The 24,560-nt window shown below is 70.6% G+C and carries 19 protein-coding genes; 8 read left to right on the forward strand and 11 right to left on the reverse strand.

The annotated features are described in order from the left end of the window. Nucleotides 1-138: 138 nt before the first annotated feature. From ABD297_RS18695 to ABD297_RS18715, 5 genes are all read right to left on the reverse strand, one after another. Nucleotides 139-1,185 (reverse strand): LacI family DNA-binding transcriptional regulator, encoded by a 1,047-nt coding sequence (locus tag ABD297_RS18695; protein WP_344256593.1) that lies wholly within the window; start codon nucleotides 1,183-1,185, stop codon nucleotides 139-141. 75 nt (nucleotides 1,186-1,260) lie between these two features. Beyond that, a complete protein-coding gene (locus ABD297_RS18700; protein WP_344256595.1) occupies nucleotides 1,261-3,114 on the reverse strand; it encodes an ABC transporter ATP-binding protein in 1,854 nt (617 codons plus the stop codon). Beyond that, entirely contained in the window at nucleotides 3,111-4,070 is a 960-nt protein-coding gene (locus ABD297_RS18705; RefSeq protein WP_344256597.1) for an ABC transporter permease, read from the reverse strand. The genes ABD297_RS18700 and ABD297_RS18705 overlap by 4 nt, the downstream gene beginning before the upstream one ends. Next, nucleotides 4,067-5,056 (reverse strand): ABC transporter permease, encoded by a 990-nt coding sequence (locus tag ABD297_RS18710; RefSeq protein WP_344256598.1) that lies wholly within the window; start codon nucleotides 5,054-5,056, stop codon nucleotides 4,067-4,069. Before ABD297_RS18710 ends, ABD297_RS18705 begins: the two co-directional genes overlap by 4 nt. A gap of 61 nt (nucleotides 5,057-5,117) precedes the next feature. Next, the gene (locus ABD297_RS18715; protein WP_344256600.1) at nucleotides 5,118-6,797 is read right to left on the reverse strand and encodes an ABC transporter substrate-binding protein; all 1,680 of its coding nucleotides are present in this window, start codon (nucleotides 6,795-6,797) and stop codon (nucleotides 5,118-5,120) included. A 176-nt stretch (nucleotides 6,798-6,973) separates the two neighbouring features. On the opposite strand from ABD297_RS18715, the gene ABD297_RS18720 reads away from it, so the two are divergent. The 4 genes from ABD297_RS18720 to ABD297_RS18735 all read left to right on the forward strand — a co-directional run bounded on the left by ABD297_RS18720 (nucleotide 6,974) and on the right by ABD297_RS18735 (nucleotide 16,154). Next, nucleotides 6,974-10,375, forward strand: coding sequence for a GH36-type glycosyl hydrolase domain-containing protein (locus ABD297_RS18720; RefSeq protein ID WP_344256601.1), 3,402 nt, complete (start codon nucleotides 6,974-6,976; stop codon nucleotides 10,373-10,375). A gap of 1 nt (nucleotide 10,376) precedes the next feature. Then, on the forward strand, nucleotides 10,377-12,569 hold the full coding sequence (locus ABD297_RS18725; RefSeq protein WP_344256602.1) for a glycoside hydrolase family 3 N-terminal domain-containing protein: 2,193 nt from the start codon (nucleotides 10,377-10,379) through the stop codon (nucleotides 12,567-12,569). Continuing rightward, nucleotides 12,566-14,896, forward strand: coding sequence for a beta-galactosidase (locus ABD297_RS18730; protein WP_344256604.1), 2,331 nt, complete (start codon nucleotides 12,566-12,568; stop codon nucleotides 14,894-14,896). Before ABD297_RS18725 ends, ABD297_RS18730 begins: the two co-directional genes overlap by 4 nt. A gap of 427 nt (nucleotides 14,897-15,323) precedes the next feature. Beyond that, nucleotides 15,324-16,154: an Ltp family lipoprotein gene (locus ABD297_RS18735; RefSeq protein ID WP_344256605.1), complete on the forward strand. Its 831-nt coding sequence runs from the start codon at nucleotides 15,324-15,326 to the stop codon at nucleotides 16,152-16,154. Between the two features lie 387 nt (nucleotides 16,155-16,541). Here the strand turns inward: ABD297_RS18735 and ABD297_RS18740 are convergent, their stop codons facing one another. The 3 genes from ABD297_RS18740 to ABD297_RS18750 all read right to left on the reverse strand — a co-directional run bounded on the left by ABD297_RS18740 (nucleotide 16,542) and on the right by ABD297_RS18750 (nucleotide 19,539). Continuing rightward, nucleotides 16,542-16,964: a GMC oxidoreductase gene (locus tag ABD297_RS18740; protein ID WP_344256618.1), complete on the reverse strand. Its 423-nt coding sequence runs from the start codon at nucleotides 16,962-16,964 to the stop codon at nucleotides 16,542-16,544. Beyond that, the gene (locus ABD297_RS18745) at nucleotides 16,858-18,375 is read right to left on the reverse strand and encodes a GMC family oxidoreductase (RefSeq protein ID WP_344256606.1); all 1,518 of its coding nucleotides are present in this window, start codon (nucleotides 18,373-18,375) and stop codon (nucleotides 16,858-16,860) included. The genes ABD297_RS18740 and ABD297_RS18745 overlap by 107 nt, the downstream gene beginning before the upstream one ends. A gap of 282 nt (nucleotides 18,376-18,657) precedes the next feature. Next, complete coding sequence (locus ABD297_RS18750) at nucleotides 18,658-19,539, reverse strand: slipin family protein (RefSeq protein ID WP_344256607.1); 882 nt, start codon at nucleotides 19,537-19,539, stop codon at nucleotides 18,658-18,660. A gap of 266 nt (nucleotides 19,540-19,805) precedes the next feature. Between ABD297_RS18750 and ABD297_RS18755 the strand changes: the two genes are divergently transcribed. Together ABD297_RS18755 and ABD297_RS18760 are read left to right on the forward strand one after the other, a co-directional pair. Then, the gene (locus tag ABD297_RS18755) at nucleotides 19,806-20,456 is read left to right on the forward strand and encodes a ribonuclease H family protein (RefSeq protein ID WP_344256609.1); all 651 of its coding nucleotides are present in this window, start codon (nucleotides 19,806-19,808) and stop codon (nucleotides 20,454-20,456) included. A gap of 131 nt (nucleotides 20,457-20,587) precedes the next feature. Further along, nucleotides 20,588-21,010: a DUF1003 domain-containing protein gene (locus tag ABD297_RS18760; RefSeq protein WP_344256610.1), complete on the forward strand. Its 423-nt coding sequence runs from the start codon at nucleotides 20,588-20,590 to the stop codon at nucleotides 21,008-21,010. A 19-nt stretch (nucleotides 21,011-21,029) separates the two neighbouring features. Here ABD297_RS18760 and ABD297_RS18765 read toward each other — a convergent pair whose 3' ends face one another. Further along, the gene (locus ABD297_RS18765; RefSeq protein ID WP_344256611.1) at nucleotides 21,030-21,626 is read right to left on the reverse strand and encodes a hypothetical protein; all 597 of its coding nucleotides are present in this window, start codon (nucleotides 21,624-21,626) and stop codon (nucleotides 21,030-21,032) included. Nucleotides 21,627-21,794: 168 nt separating this feature from the next. Here ABD297_RS18765 and ABD297_RS18770 point away from each other — a divergent pair, with 168 nt between their 5' ends. Then, nucleotides 21,795-22,409: a hypothetical protein gene (locus ABD297_RS18770; protein WP_344256612.1), complete on the forward strand. Its 615-nt coding sequence runs from the start codon at nucleotides 21,795-21,797 to the stop codon at nucleotides 22,407-22,409. Here the strand turns inward: ABD297_RS18770 and ABD297_RS18775 are convergent. Both ABD297_RS18775 and ABD297_RS18780 read right to left on the reverse strand, forming a co-directional pair. After that, complete coding sequence (locus ABD297_RS18775) at nucleotides 22,392-23,624, reverse strand: glycosyltransferase (protein WP_344256613.1); 1,233 nt, start codon at nucleotides 23,622-23,624, stop codon at nucleotides 22,392-22,394. The two genes, ABD297_RS18770 and ABD297_RS18775, sit on opposite strands and share 18 nt — an antisense overlap. Beyond that, nucleotides 23,621-24,136: a TetR/AcrR family transcriptional regulator gene (locus tag ABD297_RS18780; protein WP_344256614.1), complete on the reverse strand. Its 516-nt coding sequence runs from the start codon at nucleotides 24,134-24,136 to the stop codon at nucleotides 23,621-23,623. Before ABD297_RS18780 ends, ABD297_RS18775 begins: the two co-directional genes overlap by 4 nt. A gap of 240 nt (nucleotides 24,137-24,376) precedes the next feature. On the opposite strand from ABD297_RS18780, the gene ABD297_RS18785 reads away from it, so the two are divergent. Then, the coding region (locus ABD297_RS18785) for a leucine zipper domain-containing protein (protein ID WP_344256615.1) at nucleotides 24,377-24,560 on the forward strand (184 nt) is incomplete at its 3' end.

Below are 24,560 nucleotides of genomic sequence, written 5' to 3' on the forward strand. Positions count from 1 at the left end.
TCACCCGCTATGACGGGGAGAGCGCGGAAGCGGGCTGAGTCCGGTGAAGAGCGCTCGCTCCGTCGACATGTCGCCGGACTGAGCTGGGAATGCCGGAGCGAGGTCGGGTCGGGGCGCCGCGCGATGCGGCGGTGGGGGTCAGGCGCCGGCGACCGAGGTCTGGTCCCAGTCGCAGCCGCACGAGCCCCGCACGACCATGCGGGTGGGCAGCACCTGCGGGTGCACGTCGAACGTGCGGCCGCCGATGCGCTCGTGGAGCCGGATCGCGGCCCAGCGGCCGAGCTCGCGCATCGGCTGCTGCACCGTGGTCAGCCCCGGCGCGAGGTAGCGCGAGGTCATGATGTCGTCGAAGCCGACCACCGTGAGGTCGTCGGGCACCCGACGGCCCTCGCGGCGCAACAGCACCATGGTGGCGAGCGCCAGCTCGTCGTTGGCGCAGACGAGCCCGTCGACCGCGGCGCCCGCCGCGTCCGCAGCGTGCAGCTCGTCCATGACCTGCCGTCCCGACGTCTCCTCGTACTGCACCCGGATCGGCCCGGTCACCTCGGCGCCCCGGCCCCGGGTCAGGGCGTGCTGGAAGCCGCGGTAGCGCTCCGAGACGTCGTGCGAGGTGTCCGGGTCGCCGACGAAGACGAGCCGCTTGCGGCCGTGCTCGAGCAGGTGCCGGGTCAGCTCGGCCGAGCTGATGAAGTTCTCGACCTGGACCGCGTCGCAGCCCTCGATGGCGTCGCGGGCCACGAGCACCGTCGGGGTGGTCCTGACGATCTGGCGCACCATCGTGTCGCTGATGGTGTCGTTGGCGATGACGATGCCGTCGATGCGGCCCAGCATCTTGCGCACCGAGGCCTCGGCGTCCTTCGAGGCGTCGCACACGACCACGACCACCGACTGGCCGTCGCGGGCCGCCGTCGACTCGAAGCCCGACAGCAGCTCGGAGTAGTAGGGGCCCCGGAGCCCCGGCAGCACGAGCCCGTGCGTCTGGTGCGACGGGACGTCGACGGTGCGGCCGGCCCGGAGCGGGACGTACTCGAGGTCCTCGACGGCCCGCAGCACCCGCTGCCGGGTCATCGCCGACGCCGGGGTCGACCCGCTCAGCACCCGCGACACCGTGGCGATGGACACGCCGGCACGCTCGGCCACGGTGTAGATCGTGACCGGTCGCGCGTCGTCGTGCTCGGTGGACACCCAGGCTCCCTCTTCCGGGACCAGAGTGCACGGGCGCGTCGGGCTGCACAACTCGGACGAGCACGGCTGGACGCCTCAGAACGGGTTGGGGATCGCGTCGAGCAGGGTGCGCGTGTAGTCGTCCTTCGGGTCGCGGATGACGTCGAGGGTCGGCCCCTGCTCGACCACCCGGCCGTTGTTGAGCACGATGACCTCGTCGGAGAGCATGCGCGCGCTCAGCAGGTCGTGGGTGATGTAGAGGATGCCGACGTCGTTCTCCTTGACGAGGTCATTGAGCAGCTCGAGCACCTCGGCGCGGATCGACACGTCGAGGCTCGAGATCGGCTCGTCGGCGACGATGATCCGCGGCTCGACCGCGAGCGCCTTGGCGATGATGACGCGCTGGCGCTGCCCGCCGGACAGCTCGTAGCCGTAGCGGTTGACGAACCGGTCGGCCGGCGTCAGCGCGACCCGCTCGAGCAGCTCCATGACCCGCTCGCGCAGGGCCTCGCCCTTGAGGCCGTGGTAGTTGGCCAGCGGACGCGACAGCACGTAGCCGAGGCGCTTGGCCGGGTTGATCGAGCTGTAGGGGTCCTGAAAGACCATCTGCACGTCGCTGCGGTAGTCACGCAGGGCCCGGCCGCGGAAGCCCGAGACCTGCTTGTCGCCGTGGGGACCGTGGAAGACGATCCGGCCCGACGTCGGGCTCTCGACGCCGGTGATCATCCGCGCGAGCGTCGACTTGCCGCTGCCGCTCTGGCCGACGAGCGCCGTCACCTCGCCCCGGCGCAGCTCGAAGCTGACGTCGGCCACGGCCTCGGTGCGCGTGACGGTGAAACCGCGACGCCGCTCGAAGACCTTGCCGACGCCCTCGACCGACAGGACGACGTCACCCGCCAGGGCGCTGCGCGACTCGTCGGCCGTCTTGACGAACTGGGGTCCCTCGAAGCCGCGCTTCGGCTCGCCGTGCGGGCCGGCCCCGCCCTCCTCGCGCTGGAGCACCGCCACGTGGCACGCGGCGCGCCCGCCCTCGAGCGGCACGAGCGGCGGGTCCTTCTCGAGACACAGCTCGATGCGCTCGGGGCACCGCGCCGCGAAGCTGCACCCCACCATCGGCAGGCTGAGGTCCGGCGGCCGGCCGGGGACGTAGGTGATCTTCACCGTCTCCTGGCGCGGGTCTCCGTAGGAGCCGAGCAGGCCCTTCGTGTAGGGGTGCAGCGGCTCCCGCAGGAGCGCACCCGCGCTCTGGTCCTCGACGATGCGGCCGGCATACATCACGAGGATGCGGTCAGAGAGGTCGAGCACGGTGCCGATGTCGTGGCTGATGAAGAGCACGGCGAAGCCCTGCTCGGCCTGCAGGCGCCGCACGTTCTCGAGGATCGAGTGCTGCACGACGACGTCGAGGCCGGTCGTCGGCTCGTCGAGGAGGATGAACTTCGGCTCGAGCGCGAGGGCCAGGGCGAGGTTGACGCGCTGGCGCATGCCGCCCGAGAGCTCGTGCGGGAAGGCCGTCATGAACTTCGGGTCGATGATGACCATCTCGAAGAGCTCGCGGATGCGTCGCGTGACCGCCTCGCCCCGCAGCGAGGAGTGCTGCTCGATGGCGTCGCGGAACTGCCCCTCGACCCGGACCACCGGGTTGAGCGAGTTCATGCTGCTCTGGAAGACCGTCGAGATGTCGCGCCAGCGCAGGGCGCGCAGGTCGTCCTCGGGCAGGTCGGTGATGTCGGTGCCGTCGAAGGTGATCGCGCCGCCGCTGATGCGGCCGGGGCGCTGGAGCAGGCGCAGCAGCGCCGTGCCGAGCGTCGTCTTGCCCGAGCCGGACTCGCCGATGAGGCCGACGAACTCGCCGGGCTCGATGCCGAAGCTGACCTCCTGCACGGCATCGAGGGGCCGGCCCGCCTTGGGCTCGTAGCGGACGCTCAGGTCGCGGACGTCGAGCAGGGTCATGCGTCCTCCCTCAGGTGCGGGTTGCTCAGCAGGTCGACGCCGAAGTTGATGAACGTCATGGCGGTCATGAGGATCGCGAGCACGAGGCCGGGCACGAAGACCCACAGCCACAGGCCCTGCGCGATCGCGCCCTGGGCGTTGGACTGGTAGAGCATCGTGCCCCACGAGACGCTCTGGCTGTCGCCGAGGCCGAGGGCGGCGAGACCCGCCTCGGCGCCGATCGCGCCGGTGGCCGCGCCGACGAAGCTCGCCGCGACGAGGGAGGTCATGTTGGGCATGATCTCGCGGAAGACGATGCGCCACGTGCCCTCGCCGGAGAACTTGGCGGCCGTCACGAAGTCGCGGTTGCGCAGGCTGATGATCTGCGCGCGCTTGGCCCGGGCGGCGCCGGCCCACGAGGTGATCGAGATGACGCCGACGATGAGCCAGATGCCGCGCACCTCGGAGTACGCCACCAGGGTGATGATGAGCGGCAGCGCCGGGATGACGAGGGCGACGTTGGTGACGAAGGAGAGCAGGTCGTCGAGGATCGTGCCCTCGGCGTAGCCGGAGATGAGGCCGATGACCGTCGCGATGACGGTGGAGATCAGACCGGCGAAGAGCCCGACCATCAATGAGATGCGCGAGCCGTAGATGAGCTGGCTGGCGATGTCCTGGCCGCTCGTCGTCGTGCCGAGCCAGTTGGTCGCGCTCGGGCCGTCGAGCGGCGTGAACGAGCTGTCGAGCGGGTCCTGCGGCGCGATGAGCGGAGCGAAGATCGCCACGAGCACGTAGACGGCGAGGATGACGACGCCGACCCGGGCCTTCTTGCTGCTCCAGACCACCTGCCACCACTGGTCGGGTCGGGCCGTGTCGCTGACCTGCTCGACCGCGAGGTCCGGCCCGGGCTGGGCCAACGCGCTCGTGGCCATGAAGTCCTCGCCGGGGGTCGGCGTCGGCGTGGTGTCGGTCGTCATGCTTCGGCCCTCCTGGCCCGCGGGTCGAGCACTCCGTAGAGCAGGTCGGCCGCGAGGTTCGCGACGAGGACTCCCGCCGTCGTCAGCAGCATCAGCGTCTGCAGCAGCGGGTAGTCCTTGTTCTGCACGGCCTCGCCCATGAGGCGGCCGAGACCCGGGTAGTCGAAGACGGTCTCGACGAGGATCGCCCCGCCCAGGACGCCGCCGAGGGCGAGGGCGAAGCCCGTCACGCTGGGCAGCAGGGCGTTGCGCGCGGCATACCGCAGGGCGACGTCACGGTCGCGCAGACCCTTGGCCTTGGCGAGACGGATGTAGTCCTCGCCGAGGTTCATGATCATCGTGTTGCGCATGCCGAGGATCCAGCCGATCGGCGTGACGATGAGCAGCGCGAGCGCCGGCAGGAAGGAGTGCGAGACCGCCTCCTGGATAAACGGCCAGTTGAAGCCGGGCGTCGACTCCTCGTAGCCGCCCGACGTCGGGAACCAGCCGAGGCTGTAGCCGAAGACGTAGAGCAGCAGCAGGCCGATCCAGAAGGGCTGCAGCGTCCCGAGGAACGTCGAGCCCAGCGTCACGATCGAGTCGAGGCGCGAGTTGCGGCGCCACGCGGCATACGCCCCTAGGACGACGCCGACGACGAACGACACGACCTGCGTCACGACGACGAGCACGACCGTCCACCAGAACGCCTGCCCGATCACGTCGGTGACCTTGTAGGGGTAGTAGGTGTAGGACAGTCCGAAGTTGCCGTGCACGAGCTCACCGAGGTAGGTGACGTACTGGTTCCAGAGGGAGCCGTCGGGCGCGCCGAGCATGGCTCGCATCGCCTTGACCTGCGCGGGGTCGAGCGCAGCGTCCTTGCCGGCCAGGCGCTTGACCATGATCTCGGCAGGGTCGCCCGGCTGGAGCCGAGGGATGAGGAAGTTCAGCGTCAAGACCGCCCACAGGGTGGCCAAGAAGAAGCCGAACTTCCTTGCGAAATAAGTCATCTGGGCCTCCCGACCCGGGCCGGGACGGCTCGCTGAGCCGTCCCGGTCCGACTCCGGTGGGTCACTTCGGGGCAGTGAGGTGCGTCAGCACCAGCAGCTTGTCGTCCTGCGGGTTCGCGTACGCGTTGTCCTCGCTCGGCCAGCCGACGGCCTTGTCGGTGCGGTAGAGGATGCGGGCGGGCGCGTAGATGAGCGCGGTGACCGGGAACTTCGTCATCATCGTCTCGACGAGCGGCGCGAGGTCGCGCTTCTGCGACTCCTTGTCGGTGTCGGAGGCTAGCTTGGCGACCGCGGCGTCGACGGCGGGGTCCTTGAAGCGCTGGACGTTCGGGAAGATGTCGGTCTTCGTCGGGATCTGCGTGCTCGAGAGCTTGGCGCCGATGTTCTTGGCCAGCTCGCAGCCGCCGTGGAGGTACTCGAGCATCAGCTGGAAGTCGCCGGTCTTCTTCTGCCCGTCGACCGAGTCGGGGGCCGAGGCGGTGACCTTGGCGTTGACCCCGGCGTCGTTGAGGCCCTTGACGACGACGTCGGCGATGGCCTGGTAGTCGATGAAGCCGGCCTGGACCGAGAAGTTGACCGAGAGCGGCGAGCCGTCGGGGTTGGTGCGCTTGCCGTCGGCGCCCTTCTTGTAGCCGGCGGCGTCGAGCATCGAGTTGGCCTTGGCCAGGTCGAACGGCAGGACCGTGTCCTCGCCGGAGTACTCGGCCGGGACGAGCGAGGCCATCGAGGGCAGCTTGAGGCCGGTCTGGCTGGCGGGCTTCATGACGCCGTACGTCGCCTTGAGCGACATGTCCTGCTTGTTCATCGCGTAGGAGATGGCCTCGCGGAACTTCACGTCGCTGAACGGCTTCTGCTCGTCGTTGCCCGTCAGCACGGTCATGCCGTTGGGGGCGTAGTAGAAGTGGTTGTTCTTCGGGTCCGCGTCGACGAACGTCTTCTTCGGGTTGGGGATCTCGCCGTAGTACGCGTCGAGCTGGCCGGCGCGCAGCTTGAGCGCCGCCTGGGCTGCGTCGTACTGCCCCTCGAGGACGATCTTCTGGACCTTGACCTTGTCGGCCTGCCAGTAGTCGGCGCGGCGCTCGAGCACGAGGCGGCGGCCGTTGTAGCTGCCGACCTTGTAGGGGCCGGTGGAGACGGGGGTCTTGTCGACGTACTTCGTCGGGTCGCCGACCTTGGAGTAGACGTGCTCGGGGAGGATCTTCGTGGCGATGATGCCGTCGTACTTCGGGGCGGCGTTGCCGGTGAACTCGAAGACGACCTGGTTGCCCTGCGCGGTCACGGACTTGGCGGGTGCGCCGAAGGTGTTGTTCCAGACGCCGGCCTTGTCGAAGGCCGGGTACTGCTTCATGAGGTTGAAGGTGAAGGCGACGTCCTTGGCCGTGAAGGCCTGCCCGTCGCTCCACTTGACGCCGTCACGGATGTCGAAGGTCAGCTTGTTGCCGCCCTCCCACGTCGACTTCGTCGCGAGCCAGGGCGTCTCCTCGCAGGTGAGGCTGTTGCGCACGATGAGCGGCTCGTAGAGCCAGGTGGCGGTGAGCGGCTTGGGGGAGTTGGGGTTGTAGTTCACGAGGCCACCGACGGCCGCGTCGGCCTCCGACGGGAACGTCAGCTGGGCGATCATGCCGTCGGCCGACGCCTTGCTGTCCTTCTGTGAGGCGCTGCCGGCGCAGCCGGTCAGGGCGAGGGCTGCGGCCGTGAGGCCGGTCAGGATCAACGTGGGCTTGGTGCGAGTTCGCGTCATTGCGGACCTCCGTCAGGGGGATTTTTTGTCAGATTAGGTGCGCCCTCATGACGACTGTCAACGCTCTGGAAGCATGTAACTACTTTCATGGGGTCCTTCGTGCGCAGCGTGACTTTCATTTGTTTTCAAGGGGATTCGCTATGGAGTGAAAACAGGCCCGCTGGTAGACAGGAAGGGTGCTCGACGACAACGCCGTCCTGACCGCGCAGGCGGTCCATCCCCTCGAGAGCCGCGCCACGCTCTTCGCCGAGGTGCTCGACAACGGTGCGCTGCGCCGGCTCGAGGCCTTCGGCACGAGCCTGCTGCTGCACCCGGCCACCGTCGCGGAGGCGGGCCTGACCAACGTGCACCTGCGCGTGCACCGGCCGGACGGCACACGCCGCCTGGCGCTGCTGGGGCCCGGAAGCGGCTCGGTCGTCACCGCCGTCGACGGCTGCGTGACCGTGACCGGCCGGCACGAGGCCCTCGACTACCGCCTCGTGCTGCGCCTCGGTGACGAGCAGGCGACGTGGCACTGGGACCTCGAGCTGACCAACACGTCAGGCGAGCCGGTGACCGCCGACGTCGTGCTCACCCACGACCCGGCCCTCGCGCCCCTCAGCGCGGTGCGCACCAACGAGTACTACGTCAGCCAGTACCTCGACCTCACCCCGGTCACCACCGACGGCAACGGCACGGCCATCGCCGTGCGGCAGAACATGCCCGGCCAGCGCGTGCCGTGGCTCATGGTCGGCACGTCGGGCACCGGCACCGGCTGGGCCACCGACGCGCTCCAGCTCGTGCGGCGCACCGCTCACGGGGTGCAGTGGCCCGGCCTCGACGCGGCCGAGCTGCCCAGTGCCCGCCTGCAGCACGAGCACTCGCTCATCGCGCTGCAGGACGCACCGGCCACGATCGCGCCGGCCGACACGCACCGCACCGGCTTCTGGGGCATCGCCCTCGAGGACCACCCCGAGGCGACCTCCGACGCCGACGCCCACTGGGCCGAGGTGGCGCTGGAGAGCGGCGCCGCCACCGCGCCGGCGTCGCCCGGCTCCCCCCGGACCGGCCACAGCGTGGCACGCACGTCGGAGCCCACCGTCGCCACGCTGTGGTCGTCAGCCCCCGCCTTCGCCTCGCGTCCCCTGGACCGGGCCGAGCTCGAGGACGCCGACCTCGTCGACGGTCGCAGCCACGTCGAGACCGACGCCGACGGCACCGAGCTCGCCTGGACCGTGCGCGGCGGTCAGCTCGTGACGCCCGCCAAGGAGCTCGCGGTCCTGCGCCCGCACGGCCACCTGCTCCGCACCGGCGACACGTTCACCCCCGACTCGCGCTCGCTCGCCTCGACGGTGTGGATGGCCGGCACCTTCCACTCGCAGATCACCCGCGGGCACGTCGGCCGCAACCCCGTCGCGACGGGTCGCCGCACCTACCTCGGCCTCCAGCGCGCCCACGGCGTGCGCCTCTTCGTCGAGGACGCCGACGGCTCGTGGAGCCTCCTCGAGGGTCCGAGCGCCTGGTTCACGGGTCTCGACCACTGCACGTGGTGGTATGCCGGCACCTCGGGTCCCGTGCTCACGGTGACCTCGAGCGCCCCCGCCGACGAGCACGCCCTGACGCTCTCGGTCGGCCAGCGCGGCGCGACCCCCCGCCGGGTGCTGCTCGCGATGCAGGTCGCCGACGACCTCACCGACGCACCGTCCGTCACGACCGGCGAGGACCACCTCGACGTCACGACCGCGGGCGACCCCCGTCCGTGGCGCGTGTCGTGGACCGGCCGGGGCAGCGCCGAGGTCGGCGACGCCCGGCTCCAGGCCGACGGCGTCAGCCGCGGACCGGGCTGGCTCACCGTGCTCTTCGACCCGAGCGAGCAGCTCGAGGTCGTCGTCACCTCCGCCCCCGGGGCCGGTGACGCCGCAGCCGGCGAGGTGCTCCCGAAGGGTGAGCACCTCGGGGCGTCGTTCTGGGACAAGGCCGGTCACGCCGTGAGCCTCGACGGCTCGTCGCTCGGCACGGCCGGCGCCTCTGCCGCGAACCTCTCGGCCGCGCTGCCGTGGTTCACGCACAACGCCTTCGTGCACTACCTCTCGCCGCGCGGTCTCGAGCAGTTCTCCGGCGGCGCCTGGGGCACGCGCGACGTGTGCCAGGGCCCGGTCGGCCTGCTCACCGCGCTCGGCCGCCAGGACGCGGTGCGCGACGTGCTGCTGCGCGTCTTCCGCGCCCAGAACTCCCGCGGCGACTGGCCGCAGGCGTTCGAGTTCCTCCCGCCGCTGCCCGAGACCGGCCAGCAGGACTCGCACGGCGACGTCGTCTTCTGGCCCGTGCTCGCCGCCGGTGACTACCTGCGCACGGCCGGTGACGCGAGCATCCTCGACGAGCAGGTCGCCTTCGTCGGCGACGACGCGCTCGGCGAGCCGGCCACGGTGGGCGCGCACCTGCGTCGTGCCGTCGACCGCATCGCCGCGAGCACGGTCCCCGGGAGCCCGCTGCCGGCATACGGCCACGGCGACTGGAACGACTCGCTCCAGCCGGCCGACCCCCACCTCGCCGCACACCTCGTCTCGACGTGGACGGCGGTGCTCCAGACGCAGTCGCTGCGCACCCTCGCCGAGGGACTGCACGCCGTCGGCGCACTGGGAGAGCTGGCCACCCTCGGCGCCGACGCCGACGAGCTCGCCGAGCGCACCCACGACGCGCTGCTCGACCAGCTCGCCGCCGACCCGGTCCTGCCGGGCTACCTGCTGCACCACGACGACGGCCGCTTCGAGCCGCTCGTGCACCCGAGCGACGAGCGCACCGGCCTGCACTACGGCGTGCTGCCGTGGATCCACGCGATCGGCGCCGACCTCATGACGCCGGAGCAGGCGCGCCACCACCTCGACCTCATCGAGGAGCACCTGCTCGGGCCCGACGGCGCGCGCCTCTTCGACCGCCCGGTCAGCTACGTCGGCGGGCCGATGACGGTCTTCCAGCGCGCCGAGGCGAGCACCTTCTGGGGCCGCGAGATCGGCCTGATGTACATGCACGCCCACCTGCGCTACGCCGAGGCCCTGGCCCGCGTCGGGGACGGTGCGGCGCTGCTGACGGCGTTGGCCAAGGCGAGCCCCGTCGGGCTGGACTCGCTGGTGCCGCAGGCTCGCCCGCGGCAGACGACGTGCTACTACTCCTCGTCCGACGGCGTCTTCAGCGACCGCTACGACGCCTCGGAGCGGTATGCCGCGCTGATGGCCGGCGACGTCCCCCTCGAGGGTGGCTGGCGCGTCTACTCCTCCGGTCCGGGCCTCGTGCTGCGGCTCGTCACGGAGGTGCTGCTCGGCATCCGCCAGCGCGGCGAGGACGTCGAGATCGACCCGGTGCTGCCGCCGGCCGAGGCGTCCGACGCCGCGAACGAGCTGACCGCACATCTGCCGCTGGCAGGCACCGACCTCACGGTCCGCTACGTCATCGGCGCCGAGGGCCACGGCGTGCGGCGCGTCACCGCAGGCGGGCGCGAGCTCGACCTGCGACCCCTGACCAACCCCTACCGCCGGGCCGGGGTGGCCGTTCGCGCCGCGGACCTGCTGTCCGCCACCGAGATCATCGTGGAGACCCACTGACATGACCGACGTCACCGCCACGCCGCCCACCGATGAGCGGCCGTGGCTCGATGCCAGCCTGCCCGTCGAGGAGCGCATCGACCTGCTCATGACCGCGATGACCCTGGCCGAGAAGGTCGGCCAGACCCACCAGGTCGCCAACATCGACCCCGACGCCGACGCGGCCGAGATCGCGTCGGGCCGGATCAGCTCGAGCCTCTACGCGTCCGGGCCGACCGGCGGCAACGAGCGTGACGAGGGCGTGCTCGTCGGCAACATCGACGCCGCCCAGCGTCACGCCGTCGAGGGCAGCCGACTCGGCATCCCCCTGCTCTTCGGCCGCGACGTCATCCACGGCCACCGCACCGTGTGCCCGATCCCGCTCGGCATCGCCGCGTCGTTCGACCCCGACGTCGCCGAGGAGATCGGCGAGCTCGCGGCCCGCGAGGCCGTCGTCGACGGCGTGGCGTGGACGTTCGCGCCGATGGTCGACATCTCCGAGGAGCCGCGTTGGGGCCGGGTCGCCGAGTCGCTCGGCGAGACGCCGGTGCTCGCGGGCCGGGTCGCGGCGGGGCTCGTGCGGGGCTTCCAGGGCGACGACGTCAGCGACCCGGACCGGCTCGCTGCGTGCGCCAAGCACTTCGCGGGCTATGGGCTCTCCGCCGGTGGGCGTGACTACGACACGGTCAGCGTCGGCGAGAACACGCTGCGCAACCTGCACCTGCGCCCGTTCAAGTGGGCCGTGGACGCGGGGGTCACGACCGTCATGGCCGCCTTCAACGACGTCGACGGCACGCCGATGCACGCCCACGAGCACCTCCTTCGCGACGTGCTCAAGGGCGAGTGGGGCTTCGACGGCATGGTCGTCGCCGACTGGAACGGCGTGGGCCAGCTCGTCAACGCCGGGGTCGCGGCCGACCTGCGCGAGGCCGCGGTGCTCGCGATCCGCGCCGGCGTCGACCTCGACATGTGCGGGGGCGCCTACCTCACGCACCTCGAGGAGCTCGTCGAGTCGGGTGAGGTCGATGTCGCGCTCGTCGACGACGCGGTGCGCCGGGTGCTGCGCCTGAAGTTCCGCCTCGGTCTCTTCGAGCGGCCGTATGCCGCACGTCCGGGTGCGTCTAACGCGCCGACGGCCGAGTCGCGGGCCGTTGCGCTCCGGGCCGCCCAGGCCGCGCACGTGCTCGTCAAGAACGACGGCGTGCTGCCGCTCGACGCGTCGCCCGACGGCGGGTCGGTGCTGCTCAGCGGCGCCTTCGTCGACGAGGGCGACGCGCTGCTCGGCACGTGGGTGCTCGACGGGCGCGGCGAGGACGTCGTCAGCCCCGGCGCCGCGATGCGGGCCCGGCTCGGTGACCGGGTCACCGTGGCCGACGGGCGCTTCTCCGACGTGACGCTCCAGCAGGCGCGCCGCGCCCAGACCTCGGTGCTGCTGCTCGGCGAGCACCCATCCCGCTCCGGCGAGGCGCAGTCGGTGACCGACATCGGCCTGCCGCACGGGCAGCTCGACGTGCTTCGCGCCGTCGCGCGGCTCGGCAAGCAGGTCGTCGCCGTCGTCTACACCGGCCGCCCGCTCGACCTCAGCGAGGTGCTCGACCTCGCCGACGCCGTGCTCGTCGTCTGGCACCCGGGCGTCGAGGCCGGAAACGCCCTCGTCTCGGTCCTGCTCGGCGACATCGAGCCGCACGGCCGGCTGCCGATGACCTTCCTGCTCTCGACCGGGCACATCCCGACGAGCACGCACCAGCGGCCGACGGGCCGGCTCATCCGCGCCGACGTCGACCACGAGGAGGGCCGTTACATCGACGCCCTCACCTACCCGCGGCTGCCCTTCGGCTTCGGCCTGAGCTACACGAGCGTCGAGTACGGCGCTCCGGTCGTGTCGTCGCCGACGCTGCCCGTCGGAGGTTCCGTCACGCTGACGGTGACGGTCACGAACGCCGGCGACCGCCCGTGCCGCGAGGTCGTCCAGCTCTACTTCCGCGATCCCGTCGCCGAGGTGACCCGCCCGCTGGTCGAGCTGACCGACTGGGCGCTCGTCGACCTCGAGCCCGGCCAGGCACGCGAGGTCACCTTCGACGTGGACGCCGAGCAGACGGCATACGCAGGCCGTGACCTCACGACCCGCGTCGACGAGGGCGAGATCGTCCTGCTCACGGGGCCTGACTCGGCCCGACTCCAGTCCGTCAGCATCACGGTGAGGAACGACTCATGATCGAGACCACGCGCCGCCAGATCCGCATCGACGGCGAGCCGTCCATCGTCATGTCGGGGGAGGTGCACTACTTCCGCGTCGCGCGCGCCGAGTGGGGGCAGCGGCTCGACCTGCTCGTCGAGGCGGGCTGCGACACCGTCGCCTCCTACATCCCGTGGATCTTCCACGAGCTGCCCGACGGCACGCTCGACGTCACGGGGGCGACGCGGCCCGAGCGCGACATCGGTGCGTTCATCGACCTCGCCGCGTCGAAGGGGCTGCGGTTCATCGCGCGACCAGGGCCGTTCATCATGGCCGAGCTGAAGAACGAGGGCATCCCGTTCCGCGTCTACCGCGACCACCCGGAGATCGTGCCGCTCGGCTGGGACGGCGTGCAGGTGAGCTCGCGCACGGTGGACTACCTGGCGCCCGCGTTCCTCTCGGAGACCGCGCGGTGGTTCGACGCGATCATGCCGGTGCTCGCGCCGCGGCTGCAGCAGGCCGGTGGCCCGATCATCGGCGTGCAGCTCGACAACGAGATCGGCATGCTCGCGTGGGTCACGAACTCACCCGACCTCACCGACGGGCTCGTCGCGTCGTTCGGTGACTTCGTGCGGTCGCGTCATGGTGAGGCGGGGCCGTATGCCGTGTCGCCGGGTGAGGACGGCTGGGCGGAGATCGTGCGCTCGCCGAGGGAGGAGTGGGCGGGCGTGCTGCGGCTCGACCTGGGGCTGTTCATGCGGCAGCGGTTCGCTGACTATGTGGCCGCGCTGCGCGGGCTGTGCGAGGAGCGCGGTGTCGCGGGCGTGCCGTTCTTCATCAACATCCACGGCACCGAGGGCGGCAACGGCGCGCCGTTCCCGATCGGCATCAGCCAGCTCGTCGACACGTATGCCGGCATCCCGGGGATGGTCTCGGGGTCGGACCACTACCTAGGCGAGGCGACGCTCAACACGATGACCGACCTCTACGTCATGAACGCCTACATGGCGGCCGTGCACGACGGCGACCAGCCGCTGACCTCCCTCGAGTTCGAGGCGGGTTCGGGCGACTACGGCGCGGGGGCGGAGATGCAGTACGACCCGTCGACGGCCGACCTCAAGACGAGGCTGTGTCTGGCGCAGGGCAACCGGCTCATCAACTACTACCTCTTCGCGGGTGGCATCAACCCGCCGCTCGACGAGGCCGCGGGTGATGGCAACGACCGGGTGAGCTTCACGGGTGAGCGGCACGGCACGGCCTCGCCCGTCGGCCCGGAGGGGCAGCGGGGGTACGCGTACTCGGCGACCGCGGCCGGTGTGCGGGCGGTCAAGGCGAACGAGCCGTGGCTGGCCCGGATGGACGAGGACCACGACGACGTGTCGCTCGGGCTCGTGCTCGACGCGTACATGACGGAGTACCACCACCCGGGGTCCGACGTCATGACAGAGGTGGTCGACGACCTGACGTCGCACCGCGGCGCGGGTGAGCGCAAGGCGCTGGCGCGGTCGCTGCTGCTGGGCGGGTTCCGTTATGGCGCAACGCACCTCGAGCGCCGTGACCCGGCGCCGGGGTCGACGGTGCTGGTGGGGTCGGGGCAGTTCCTGTCCCGCGTCGTGCAGGAGCGGCTCGTCGGTCACGTCTCGACCGGGGGCAACCTCGTGCTGCTCGGGCGGGTGCCGGAGCGGGACCTCGACGGGTCGTCGTGCACGGTGCTGGCGGATGCTCTCGGTCTGACGGCCGGTGAGGTGGTGCGAGACAGCGGGCACTACTTCCCGTCGCTCGTCGCGCACGGGTGGGCGCAGCCGTGGCCCGAGATGCGCGCCGGTTGGGTGCAGAAGCTCGAGCACGAGTGCGGCGACGTCGTGCTGACGGACGTCTACGGCGCGGTGTGCGGCGTCGACGTGCCGCTCGGCGAGGGGCGCGCCATCGTGCTGGCCGCCCAGGTGCCGTCGGACCCGGTGCTCTTCGACCGGGCACTGTCGAGCCTCGGGGTGCACCCAGGGCTGCGGCTCGAGACGCAGTGGCCGGGCGTCTTCGCCACGACGACGAGCACCGTCGAGGGCGAGCGGGCGCTGCACGTCATCAACACCTCGGGCGCCCCGGCGACCGTCACGGTGGCGCTCGACGGCACCCCGATCGCTGCGGGCGCGACGCTGAGCGTGCCGCCGCGGTCGGGCCACATCCTGCCCCTGGGGCTCGAGGTGGCCGGGCGGCGCCTCGACTGGGTCACCGCGGAGATCGCCGGCGTCGACGACGACGGCACGATCCGCTTCCGGCCCGGGCTCGACGAGGACGGCGGCACGACGGTCATCGTCGATGGCCTCCCCGTCGAGCTGGCCCCGGGGGAGCACACACTCCTGCCCTGACAGTTCAGAGAGCGGAACGGCCGGGCCGCGACAACGAGTCGCACCCCGGCCGTTTCACGTTCCCGAACTGCGGTGGCAGATAGCCCATCCCGTCGCGACACGACCGACCTGCATTCAGCTCTGATCCGGGCTCAGCCGCACCACGGTCCCCAGGGCGACGAGTTCCATGAGGGATACCCGCGTCCCCCGTCAACCCTAGAGGCCGTGCCGCGGGCTGTTACTGAATGCTGGACGGCTATCTGTGGCGCAAGACCGAGCCGACGATCTTCGCGAGGGTGTCGAGAAAGCGCATTGCACAACAGACGGAAACCCCCAAACCTGTGACAACGCCCCGTTCGCGGCCGAAACTGGCCGGACAGGGGGGCACCGACCATGGGCCAGCGTCCTCATACATTCGACAATGCGACGCGAAGACAGGGACCAACCCATGAGTGACTACTACACCCAGCCCATGCCCGCGCCACAGGGTGAGCCGCATCTTCCGCCGCCCGTAGGCCGGCCCGTGACCGGGCTCACCGACGCACCGCCGCCCAAGAAGGGGATGAGCTTGGGCAAGAAGGCCGGGCTCTGGGCCGGGGGCGTCGTCGTCACCCTCATCGTCATTGGCGCGACGCAGGGCAACCAACCGGCGGCCACTCCGACCGCAGACACAATCGTGTCCTCGAGCTCATCAGCCCCCGCAGCAACGACGCCGGCAGTCCCAACCGTCGTACCGTCGGTGCAAGCTTCGCTCGACAAGGTCGCTGCAGACAAGGCAGCTGCCGACGCGAAGGCCAAGGCCGCCGAGGATGCGAAGGTCAAGGCCGCCGCGGACGCGAAGGCCAAGGCCGCCGCGGAGAAGGCAGCCGCCGACGCGAAGGCCAAGGCCGTCGAGGACGCGAAGAGGAAGGCCGCGGCCGCCGCAGCTGCGAAAAAGAAGGCGGCAGCTGATGCAGCCGCCAAGAGGGCGGCCGAGGAGGCAGCTGCTCGGACCGCCGGACAGGAGCAGGCCGTCGGCAAGGCTCAGGAGTACCTCGACTACCAGGCCTTCTCCCGCAAGGGGCTGATCGAGCAATTGCAGTTCGAAGAGTTCCCCAAGGCAGACGCGACATACGCGGTCGATCACATCACGGTCGACTGGAATGACCAGGCCGCGAAGAAGGCGCAGGATTACCTCGACTACCAGCACTTCTCTCGCAGCGGGCTCATCAGCCAACTGCAGTTCGAGGGCTTCACTTATGCACAGGCCGCCTACGGAGTGAAGGCTGCGGGCCTCTGACTAAAGTGCGGGCCTATGACCAGGCCCGCTGAGGCGGACTCGTCACTCCCATCCACGGCGTGCGGACATGTTGGGTGCGCAGTACCGGCACTTCTGACCGTTGAGACAACCCTTCATCCGAGCACGTCGGCCCATCGAGACGGGGCTACTACTTCGACGTGCCGCGCCGCACATGCGTCGAGGAGGGGCCCGGACGGGTGCGACGGCGCGCCGCCCAGCGGACCGCTTCGTTGGCAGCGGTCGCCGCGGCGACCGTCAGGGTCAGTGCTGTCAGGGCGAGGTCTCCCTTGTGGTGGTCACGCAGCCGCATACCCCCTCCGTGCCCACTGTCCCGCGCGGCCAAACGCGTATGCCGTCGCCAGCCAGGACTCGCGACCCGGCGGCCGCTCAGCCGACCATCTCGTGGAGGTGGACGCCGTGGTCGGTGGCGATCATCTCGGCGGCCTTCTCGCCGATCATGATCGTCGCGGCGTTCGTGTTGCCGCTGACGACGTTCGGCATGACGCTCGCGTCGGCCACGCGCAGGGCCTCGATGCCGTGCACCCGCAGCCGAGGGTCGACGACCTCGCCGATCCGGCACGTCGACGTCTCGTGGTAGACGGTCAGCGCGTAGTGGCGGGCCATGTCCTCCAGCAGCTCGTCGCTCGGCTCGGAGCCGGCCTCATGGCCGTGGGCCCGCGCCAAGTGCGGCGGGATGACCGGGTCACCGAGGCCACCGCCGGGCCAGGCCTTCGCGATCTCGAGCGCCCGGCGCATGACGGCGATCATGACTTTCACGTCGTGCGGGTCGTCGAAGTAGTTGAGGTCGATCCTGGGTGGGACGGCCGGGTCCGCACTCACCAACTTCACCGAGCCCTCCGAGTGGGGCTGCACGGGATTGGGCAGCACGACGACCTGGCCGCGGGTCGGGTCGAGGAACGACTCCGGGTCCTCGAAGAACGCCGACGGCGGGAGCCGGAAGACGGCCTCCCAGATCGGCGGCGTGTAGCCGGTCGCGAGGAAGCCGATCTGCGCGTCGTGGGTGTGCGCGTCGCCGAGCCCGGTCGAGAAGAAAGCGACGGCGTCGTAGAGCGAGGACGCTGCGAGCCCGCGGCCGGTGGTGAACCACTCGCCGATGCGTCGCTCGGCCTCGGGCCTTGGCCGCGGCGAGAGGCTCGGGGAGGTCGACGTCGTCGGCGGGGTCGGCCGGGAGCGGACCGGCCGGGGCGCGGAGGGCGTCCGGCCCGAGCGACATCGCGACCTCGGTCATCGTCTCGCCGATGCCGTCGGCGGCATACATCAGGGGCGTGTGGAGGTGGTCCTTGAGGTGGCGCCCGACGTCCGGGAGGTCGACGACGCAGTCGACTCCGGCGGCGGCCAGCTCGTCGCGGGCCCCGACGCCGGAGAGCAGCAGGATGTGCGGCGACCCGATGGCGCCCGCGCACAGCACCACCTCGGTGCCCGCGGTCACCTCCTCGTGGGTGCCGTCCTCGGTGCGGTAGGCGACGCCGGTGGCGCGAACCGCCTCACCGTCCGCGTCGAGGAGGATCCGCTCGACGAGTGCGCCGGTGACCACGGTGAGGTTCTCGCGGTCCATCGCCGGCTCGATGTAGGCGTGGAAGGTCGAGGTCCGCCGGCCGTCCTTCGTCGTCGTCTGGAAGAGCGAGGCCACCCCCTCGGGCTCGAGGCGGTCTCGCCCGTTGTAGTCGCCCTGCTTGAGGCCCGTGGCGCCCGCGGCCTCGACGAACTGGTTCGAGGCGCGCAGGATCGGCTGGCGCACCGACACCCCCACCGGGCCGTTGTGGCCGTGCTGTTCGCGGTCGGGGTGCAGCTCGGGGCTGTCGACGAAGCCCTCGGCCTTGAGGAAGTAGGGCAGGACCTCGCTGTACGACCAGCCCTCCGCGCCGCCGGCGGCCCACGCGTCGAAGTCGCCGGGGTGCCCCCGCACGTAGGCCATGTAGTTGAGGCCGGACGAGCCGCCCAGCATCTTCCCTCGCGGCACCATCATCTGGCCGCCGACGAGGCCCTTGCCGACCCCACCCGGGTCGCCATTGAACATCCAGTCGGTCGCGGGGTTGTTCTGCAGGCTCGCGACCGCGGCCGGCACCAGCTCCGCAGGCGGCGGCGGGCCACCAGCCTCCAGCAGGCACACCCGGACCTCCGGGTCCTCACTCAGCCGGGCAGCGACCACGGCGCCCGCCGATCCCGCCCCCACGATCACGTAGTCATACGTCGAGCCCATCGCTACCACCTCGTCGTGGTGCCTCGCCGAACGGCGGGGACGGTCCCGCCACGGAACCACATTCCGCCAGGGGAGACAAGGGAGCCGGAGCCCCGGCGCCTCCCTCCCTGTCGACGGAAGCCCGCCGGTCCTTCAGCTGAACTCGGGCACCGCGAGATCAGCGGCAGGCCGGCGCCGGTGACGGGCGAGTCCCACTGACCTCAGGGCAGTTCGCGATGGGATGGGCGATGCCACTTGAGCCGTCTGACGCCTTGAGGCCAGTCTCGGGAGCAGGCGGAGGCGTCAGACGCTGCTCCGGGTGCGGGTGGGAAGCGGGGTCGCCGGCTCCGCAAAGGGCTTCCCGCTGAACGGCGCAGCGGTGGGCGGGACTGCTCCGACGGGCGCGGACTCCGCGGCTGCGGCCGCCTCGTGGGCCAGGAAGTTCCCGAGCTCGGCGATGGTGCTCATCAAGGGCGCCGGGAAGACGACAGTCGTGTTCTTGTCCACACCGATCTCCACCAGGCTCTGCAGGTTGCGCAGCTGGAGGGCCAGAGGGTGGGCCATCATCGTGTCGGAGGCGTCACCCAGCGCCGCCGCGGCGAGCGACTCGCCTTCGGCGTTGATGATCTTGGCCCGCTTCTCCCGCTCAGCCTCCGCCTGACGAGCCATCGCGCGCTTCATGCTGTCGGGCAGCTGGATGTCCTTCAGCTCGACGAGCGTCACCTCGACGCCCCAGTCCAGCGTGCTGCCGTCGAGGATCTGGCGGATGTCGAGGTTGATCCGGTCCGTCTCGGTGAGGATCTCGTCGAGCGTGTGCTGGCCGACCACTTTGCGCAGCGTCGTCTGGGCGATCTGGTTGATCGCGGCGTGCACGTTCTCGATGGCGACGACCGACTTGACCGCGTCGACGACCCGGAAGTAGGCCACGGCCGACACGTCGACACTGACGTTGTCGCGGGTGATGATTCCCTGGGACTGGATCGGCATCGTGACGATCCGCAGCGAGACCCGGTGCAGGACGTCGACGAACGGGACGATCAGCCGGAGTCCGGGCTGCCGCGCGCCGACGACTCGCCCGAGTCTGAACAGCACCCCGAGCTCGTACTGCTTGACGATCTTGATCGCCAGGGCCGCGAGGAGCAGGGCCAGCCCCAGGAGGACCAGGCCGATGATGGTTGCGCTCATGATGAGCCTTCGATTCCACGTCGATCACCGCGGGCGAGGTCAGCGCGAGTGCCGAGGTGCGAAATGCCCGTGGCTCCACGATCGTACGCCCGGAAGCTGGAGGGCAGGCGGGTCGCTGCACCGAGCGGTGGGCCGGCGGACATCGTTCCCGGCGAGACGGCATACGCCATCGACGTCACCCACCCGAGCGCGCGTCCGGATCGTCCGTGGGTGTCACTAGGCTCGTGTCCCCGCGGTGGCAGATCGGTCGAACCCTGAGGAGAGCTGTGCTGGCCAAGTTTCCCGGACGCTGCGTGCATTGTCAGGCGCCCATCCGAGCAGGGGACGAGATCGTCGGCGCCGGCGGCGACGACACCGGGTGGGTGCACGCCGACTGCGGGACCGAGCTCGCGCTGCCGGGCCTGGGCACGCCCCAGCCGAGGAAGGCCACAACGTCGCGCAGCAAGACCGCGAAGACGGCTCGGGCGCCGAAGGCGGCGATGGTCGCCCCCGAGGGTGCGACGTTCGTCTACACCGACGGCGCCTGCTCCGGGAACCCCGGCCCGGGCGGGTGGGCCTGGGCGATCGACCGCGACCGCTTCGCGTCGGGCGCCGAACGACCGAGCACGAACCAGCGCATGGAGATCCGCGCCGCCCTGGAGGCCGTCACCGCGATCGCCGGACCTCTGGTCGTGGTGAGCGACTCGACGTACGTCGTGAACTGCTTCCGCGACGAGTGGTGGGCCGGCTGGCTCCAGCGCGGCTGGACCACCTCGGCGAAGAAGCCGGTCGCCAACCGTGACCTGTGGGAGCCGCTCGTGATGGCGGTCAAGGAGCGCGGCGACGTCGCCTTCCAGTGGGTCAAGGGTCACTCCGGCCACGAGATGAACGACCTCGTCGACCAGCTCGCCGTCGCGGCCAGCCTCGGCCGGGACTAGCCAGAGGATCGGGACCACGGCCGGGCCGATCGCGGTCGCGGCCGACGTCCGAGCCGCCTCGCGAAACACTCGGAGAACCCACAGTTCCGAAGCGGCATCGCGTGGCGCCTTTCGGTCCTACCGTGACCTCCATGACCGAAATGAGTGCTCCTGCGCAGAAGCATGCGCACCCCGCGTTCAACGCGATCCTCCAGCAGCGCGCCCAGGACTTCCAGCTGCGGACCGCCGACAAGATCACGGCCTTCGCCGGCTCGATGGGCTTCGTCTACCTGCACGCCGTGCTGTTCGCCGTGTGGATGATCGTCTTCGAGAAGAGCCCCTGGCCCACCCTGACGCTCGTCGTCTCGCTCGAGGCGATCTTCCTGTCGACGTTCGTCATGATCGGGCAGAACCGGCAGGCGGCCTTCGCGTCCGCCAAGGCCGCCCACGACTTCAGCGAGTCCGAGATCGAGCTCAAGACGAACACCGAGCTGACCCGCCAGATCCACATTCTCACCACGGAGCTCCACAAGCGGCTGCTCACGGGGTCGAGCGGCGCAGACACCACACCCTGACCACGAGAGTCGCGCGGCCTCACTGGCCCCAGAGGAACTCGATGCTCCTGAGGTGATCGGGGTAGTAGCTGAATCGTCCGACGTCGTCGTAGCCGATGAAGTCGCACCCGACGGCCATCGTCCCTGTGACGGTACGTCCGTTCACGAGGTCGATCCGAAGGTTCGCGCGGCCGCCGGGGGTCGAGGAGGGCGGCGGCGTGCCGACGACGGTGAGCTTCCTCATCATCTCGAACGGGATGTCCTGGGTGTCGTCGAGCGTGATCCCTCCACCGACCGAGATGCAGTAGCGAACCGTGCTGGCTTGGGTCACCCGCTGCGGGCCTGTCGTCGGAGTCCATCTGGCGCGAATCTGGTCCCAGCTCGCCGGGTTCGGCGACACCGACGAGGTGGACGCCGGTCCCTGGCCGCCCGAGCCGGCGGCCGCGATGCTCCGCCCGACACTCTGCACGGCACCTGGCGTCTCGCTGGAGGAGGCAGGTTGCGGCTCAGCCTTGCCCACCACCCCGAGCTGCATCAACACCACGATGAGGCCCCCCACGGCCGTGAGGAGACCCGCAAACGCCGTGATCAGTCCAGGGAGCGTCTGCCAGAAACTGGGCTTCGCGTCAGGGGCCATGCTCGGTCTTCCCACACACCACGGTAGGCGTCGCCTGCCCCCGCGTCCCGGGTTCGCGTCGAGCGACGCCGACCACGTCATGTCCGACGCCCCGTGGGCGCCTTGTCGCGGAGGGGGTTCGTACCGATTCGACCCCACCCGCGACGGCCAGCGGTCACAATGCCGTTCGTGAGGACGTCGTTGCGTTTCGGCCAGTCGCGTGGCGGGCTCGGGGTCGGCCGGTCCAACCTGCAAGGGCTCGACCGTGCCGCCTCCCAGGCGGTCGACGCGACGCCCGTCGCCGACGGCGTTGTCGGCCAAGGGGATCCGCGGCCTGGCGGCGTCAGGCGTCGTGGCCTGCTCGTGGGCCTCCTGGTGATGGGCGTCGGACTCCTGTGCGCCGTGCTCTACGGGTCGACGGCCTCCACGACGCAGGCGTATGCCGACGGGCACATCGTGCGTGGCACGGTCTTCGCGGTCGACCGCCACCTGACCACGCGGCACGCCCGGACATACCTGACGTGCACGGCGGAGGTCGGGTTCACCTTCGGCCGCGCGGCCACCGTCGCCAGCACCTACGGCACGCTCGAACAGTGCAACATGAAGGGCCAGCAGGTCGACGTGTCCGTTCGTGGTTCCGATCCCGCCACCGCCCGGGTCGTCCTGCCCTCCGCCCCGACCGGGCTGATGATCGGCCAGTACTTCGCTTGGGCCTGGACCGCCCTCGGCGCCTGGATCTTCCTGGCGACCCTCCTCAGGCGGGGCCGCCCTGTCCCTGACAGGCCGTCATCGACCAGCCGCTGATCGGCCGTGGAGCGCCTCGAGGCGGTCGGCGGCCAGGGGTGCACCGCCCTCGGCGGCCATCTTCGCGGCGAGCTCGACGGCGGCCGGCTTCAGCGTGATCGCCTCGAGAGCGACCTCACGCAGCCGGTCCGGGGTGAGTCGTTTGGGGGAGAGCATGACGCCGGCACCTGTGGCCTGCACGCGGCGGCCCACTTCGGCCTGGTCCCGGCCGAAGGGCACGACGACGACGGGCACCCCTGCGGCGAGGGCCTTCTGGGTTGCGCCGAAGCCGCCGTGGGTGACCGCGACGGCTGATGTCGGCAGCAGCAGCGAATGCGGCACGAACTCGGCGACGTGGGCGTTGCCCGGCACAGCGCCACCCTCGACGCCGGCAGGCATGGTCGCGACCACGTCGAGGTCTTCGCCGGCCAGCGCGTCGAGCGCGGTTCGGACCAGCACCCCGTCGTCCTGGAACTCGGAGGACGTGGTGACCAGCGCGACGGGACGGGTCAGCTCTGCCAGCCACGAGGGCGCCTCCCTGGCCGGGTCCCAGTTCAGCGTCCCGGTGAACACGAACGACTCCGGCCACTTGGCGCGCGGGTACTCCAGCGCCCGAGACGTCAGGTAGAGGGTCACCGGCGGGCGCGTGAACATGTCCACCACGTCCCTCAAGGGCGTGACCCCGACCCTCGCGCGCAGCGCGTTCGTGCCCGGGAGCGCCACTCGCTCGAGCATGCCGAGGGTGAGGGGCGTGAGCAGCCGGTTGCGGAGCCTGCCAAGGGCCCCGGTCATGGGCCGCAGTCCGGGCCCGAACGGTGGGACCTCGGGCGCGGGCAGGGGGGTGGGCGAGTGCTGGATCGACGCCCACGGGAGGCCAGACGCCTCGGCGACGGCGGCCGCGCCCCAGCAGAGCACGTCCACGAGCATAAGATCGGGCTGCTCATCGGCGATCGCTTGCTGCACGTCGGGGATCTGGAGCTCACCACGGGCGATGAAGTTGGCGACACCGGCCTTGAGCGAGGCCAGCGGGTTGTGCTCCTTGAAGTCCGCAAGCTCCACGTCGTCGATCGCCGGGTCGACCGGGTCAGCCGTGAAGCCAAGGGCGCGCAACCCGTCCACCTCGGCTCCGATGGTTCGGATGACGACCTCATGGCCGCGCCTCTGCAGCTCGAGCAGGATCGGCATCGTGGGAAAGAGGTGGCCACGGGCTGGAGCCGTGTAGACGAGGACCTTCACGACAGGATTCCTTCCACGAGCTCGAGCAGGGCCGTCTTCGTCTGGCGCCGCGACAGGCCCTCTTGCCGACGGAGCAGATGCCAGGTGTAGAGGTCACAGGTCGCGACCAGCTGGGCGCCCAGTCGGCGGCGGTCGACCCCCGAGCGAGCGTCCAGCCAGGGCGCGAACACGCGCGCGCACCACTGGGCATGGATCTGCCTGCCCCGCGCAGCGACCGCCGCGAAGGCAGGCACCCGGTGCTCCTGCCGCAGCAGATGCATCATCAGGTCCCCCTCGGCCTCGTAGTGCTCGACCAGGTTGGCCAGAGCACCCTCCAGGTCCCCGACCGGTGCATCCCCGCGCTGGGCGGTCACCTCGGCCTCCCGGATCTGGGTCAGCGCCGCGACGATCCCCTCCTTGGAGCCGAAGCGTCGGATCACCGTCTGCACCGTGACCCCGGCGTCCGCAGCGATCTGCTCGAGGGTGACCTCGTCGAACAACGCCACCGTGAAGCGGTCGAAGGCCGCCGCCAAGATGCGCTCCCCCGTCTGCTGGACCGCGTCGGCTCGGGCCGACATGGTATAGCGCCGTTTCATGTTAATGAGACTAGCGCCAAATAGGACCAGCGTCGATGGCCTCGGATCGCGGGCATGCGGGCAGGGCAGAGCTAGCTGTACTCGGCCTGGACGTTGGTGACAGGTAGACGTTGACGACGAGGAGAGCCTCCGGGTGAGGTGAGGAGTGTCTACGTCCCGCACCGCCCGGAGGCTCTCGTGTCCCACGCTAATGCCCGTTTCAACATCCATGGTCGTCGACTGCTGGTGGACCGGGTCCGCCGCCAGGGCTGGGCCGTGGCCCACGCCGCGAAAGCGATGGGTGTCTCCAGGCAGTGCGCCCACCGGTGGGTGGCACGGTTCGATGCCGAAGGTGAGGCCGGGCTGGCCGACCGGTCCTCGC

The sequence above is a fragment of the Terrabacter carboxydivorans genome, assembly GCF_039532035.1.
Taxonomy (GTDB): Bacteria; Actinomycetota; Actinomycetes; order Actinomycetales; family Dermatophilaceae; genus Terrabacter; species Terrabacter carboxydivorans.

Excerpts from the sequence above, each read along its gene's own strand:
- ABD297_RS18700 (WP_344256595.1), bottom strand. The coding sequence starts at position 3,114 with ATGACCCTGCTCGACGTCCGCGACCTGAGCGTCCGCTACGAGCCCAAG.
- ABD297_RS18705 (WP_344256597.1), bottom strand. The coding sequence starts at position 4,070 with ATGACGACCGACACCACGCCGACGCCGACCCCCGGCGAGGACTTCATG.
- ABD297_RS18710 (WP_344256598.1), bottom strand. The coding sequence starts at position 5,056 with ATGACTTATTTCGCAAGGAAGTTCGGCTTCTTCTTGGCCACCCTGTGG.
- ABD297_RS18715 (WP_344256600.1), bottom strand. The coding sequence starts at position 6,797 with ATGACGCGAACTCGCACCAAGCCCACGTTGATCCTGACCGGCCTCACG.
- ABD297_RS18725 (WP_344256602.1), top strand. The coding sequence starts at position 10,377 with ATGACCGACGTCACCGCCACGCCGCCCACCGATGAGCGGCCGTGGCTC.
- ABD297_RS18730 (WP_344256604.1), top strand. The coding sequence starts at position 12,566 with ATGATCGAGACCACGCGCCGCCAGATCCGCATCGACGGCGAGCCGTCC.
- ABD297_RS18735 (WP_344256605.1), top strand. The coding sequence starts at position 15,324 with ATGAGTGACTACTACACCCAGCCCATGCCCGCGCCACAGGGTGAGCCG.
- ABD297_RS18745 (WP_344256606.1), bottom strand. The coding sequence starts at position 18,375 with ATGGGCTCGACGTATGACTACGTGATCGTGGGGGCGGGATCGGCGGGC.
- ABD297_RS18750 (WP_344256607.1), bottom strand. The coding sequence starts at position 19,539 with ATGAGCGCAACCATCATCGGCCTGGTCCTCCTGGGGCTGGCCCTGCTC.
- ABD297_RS18760 (WP_344256610.1), top strand. The coding sequence starts at position 20,588 with ATGACCGAAATGAGTGCTCCTGCGCAGAAGCATGCGCACCCCGCGTTC.
- ABD297_RS18765 (WP_344256611.1), bottom strand. The coding sequence starts at position 21,626 with ATGGCCCCTGACGCGAAGCCCAGTTTCTGGCAGACGCTCCCTGGACTG.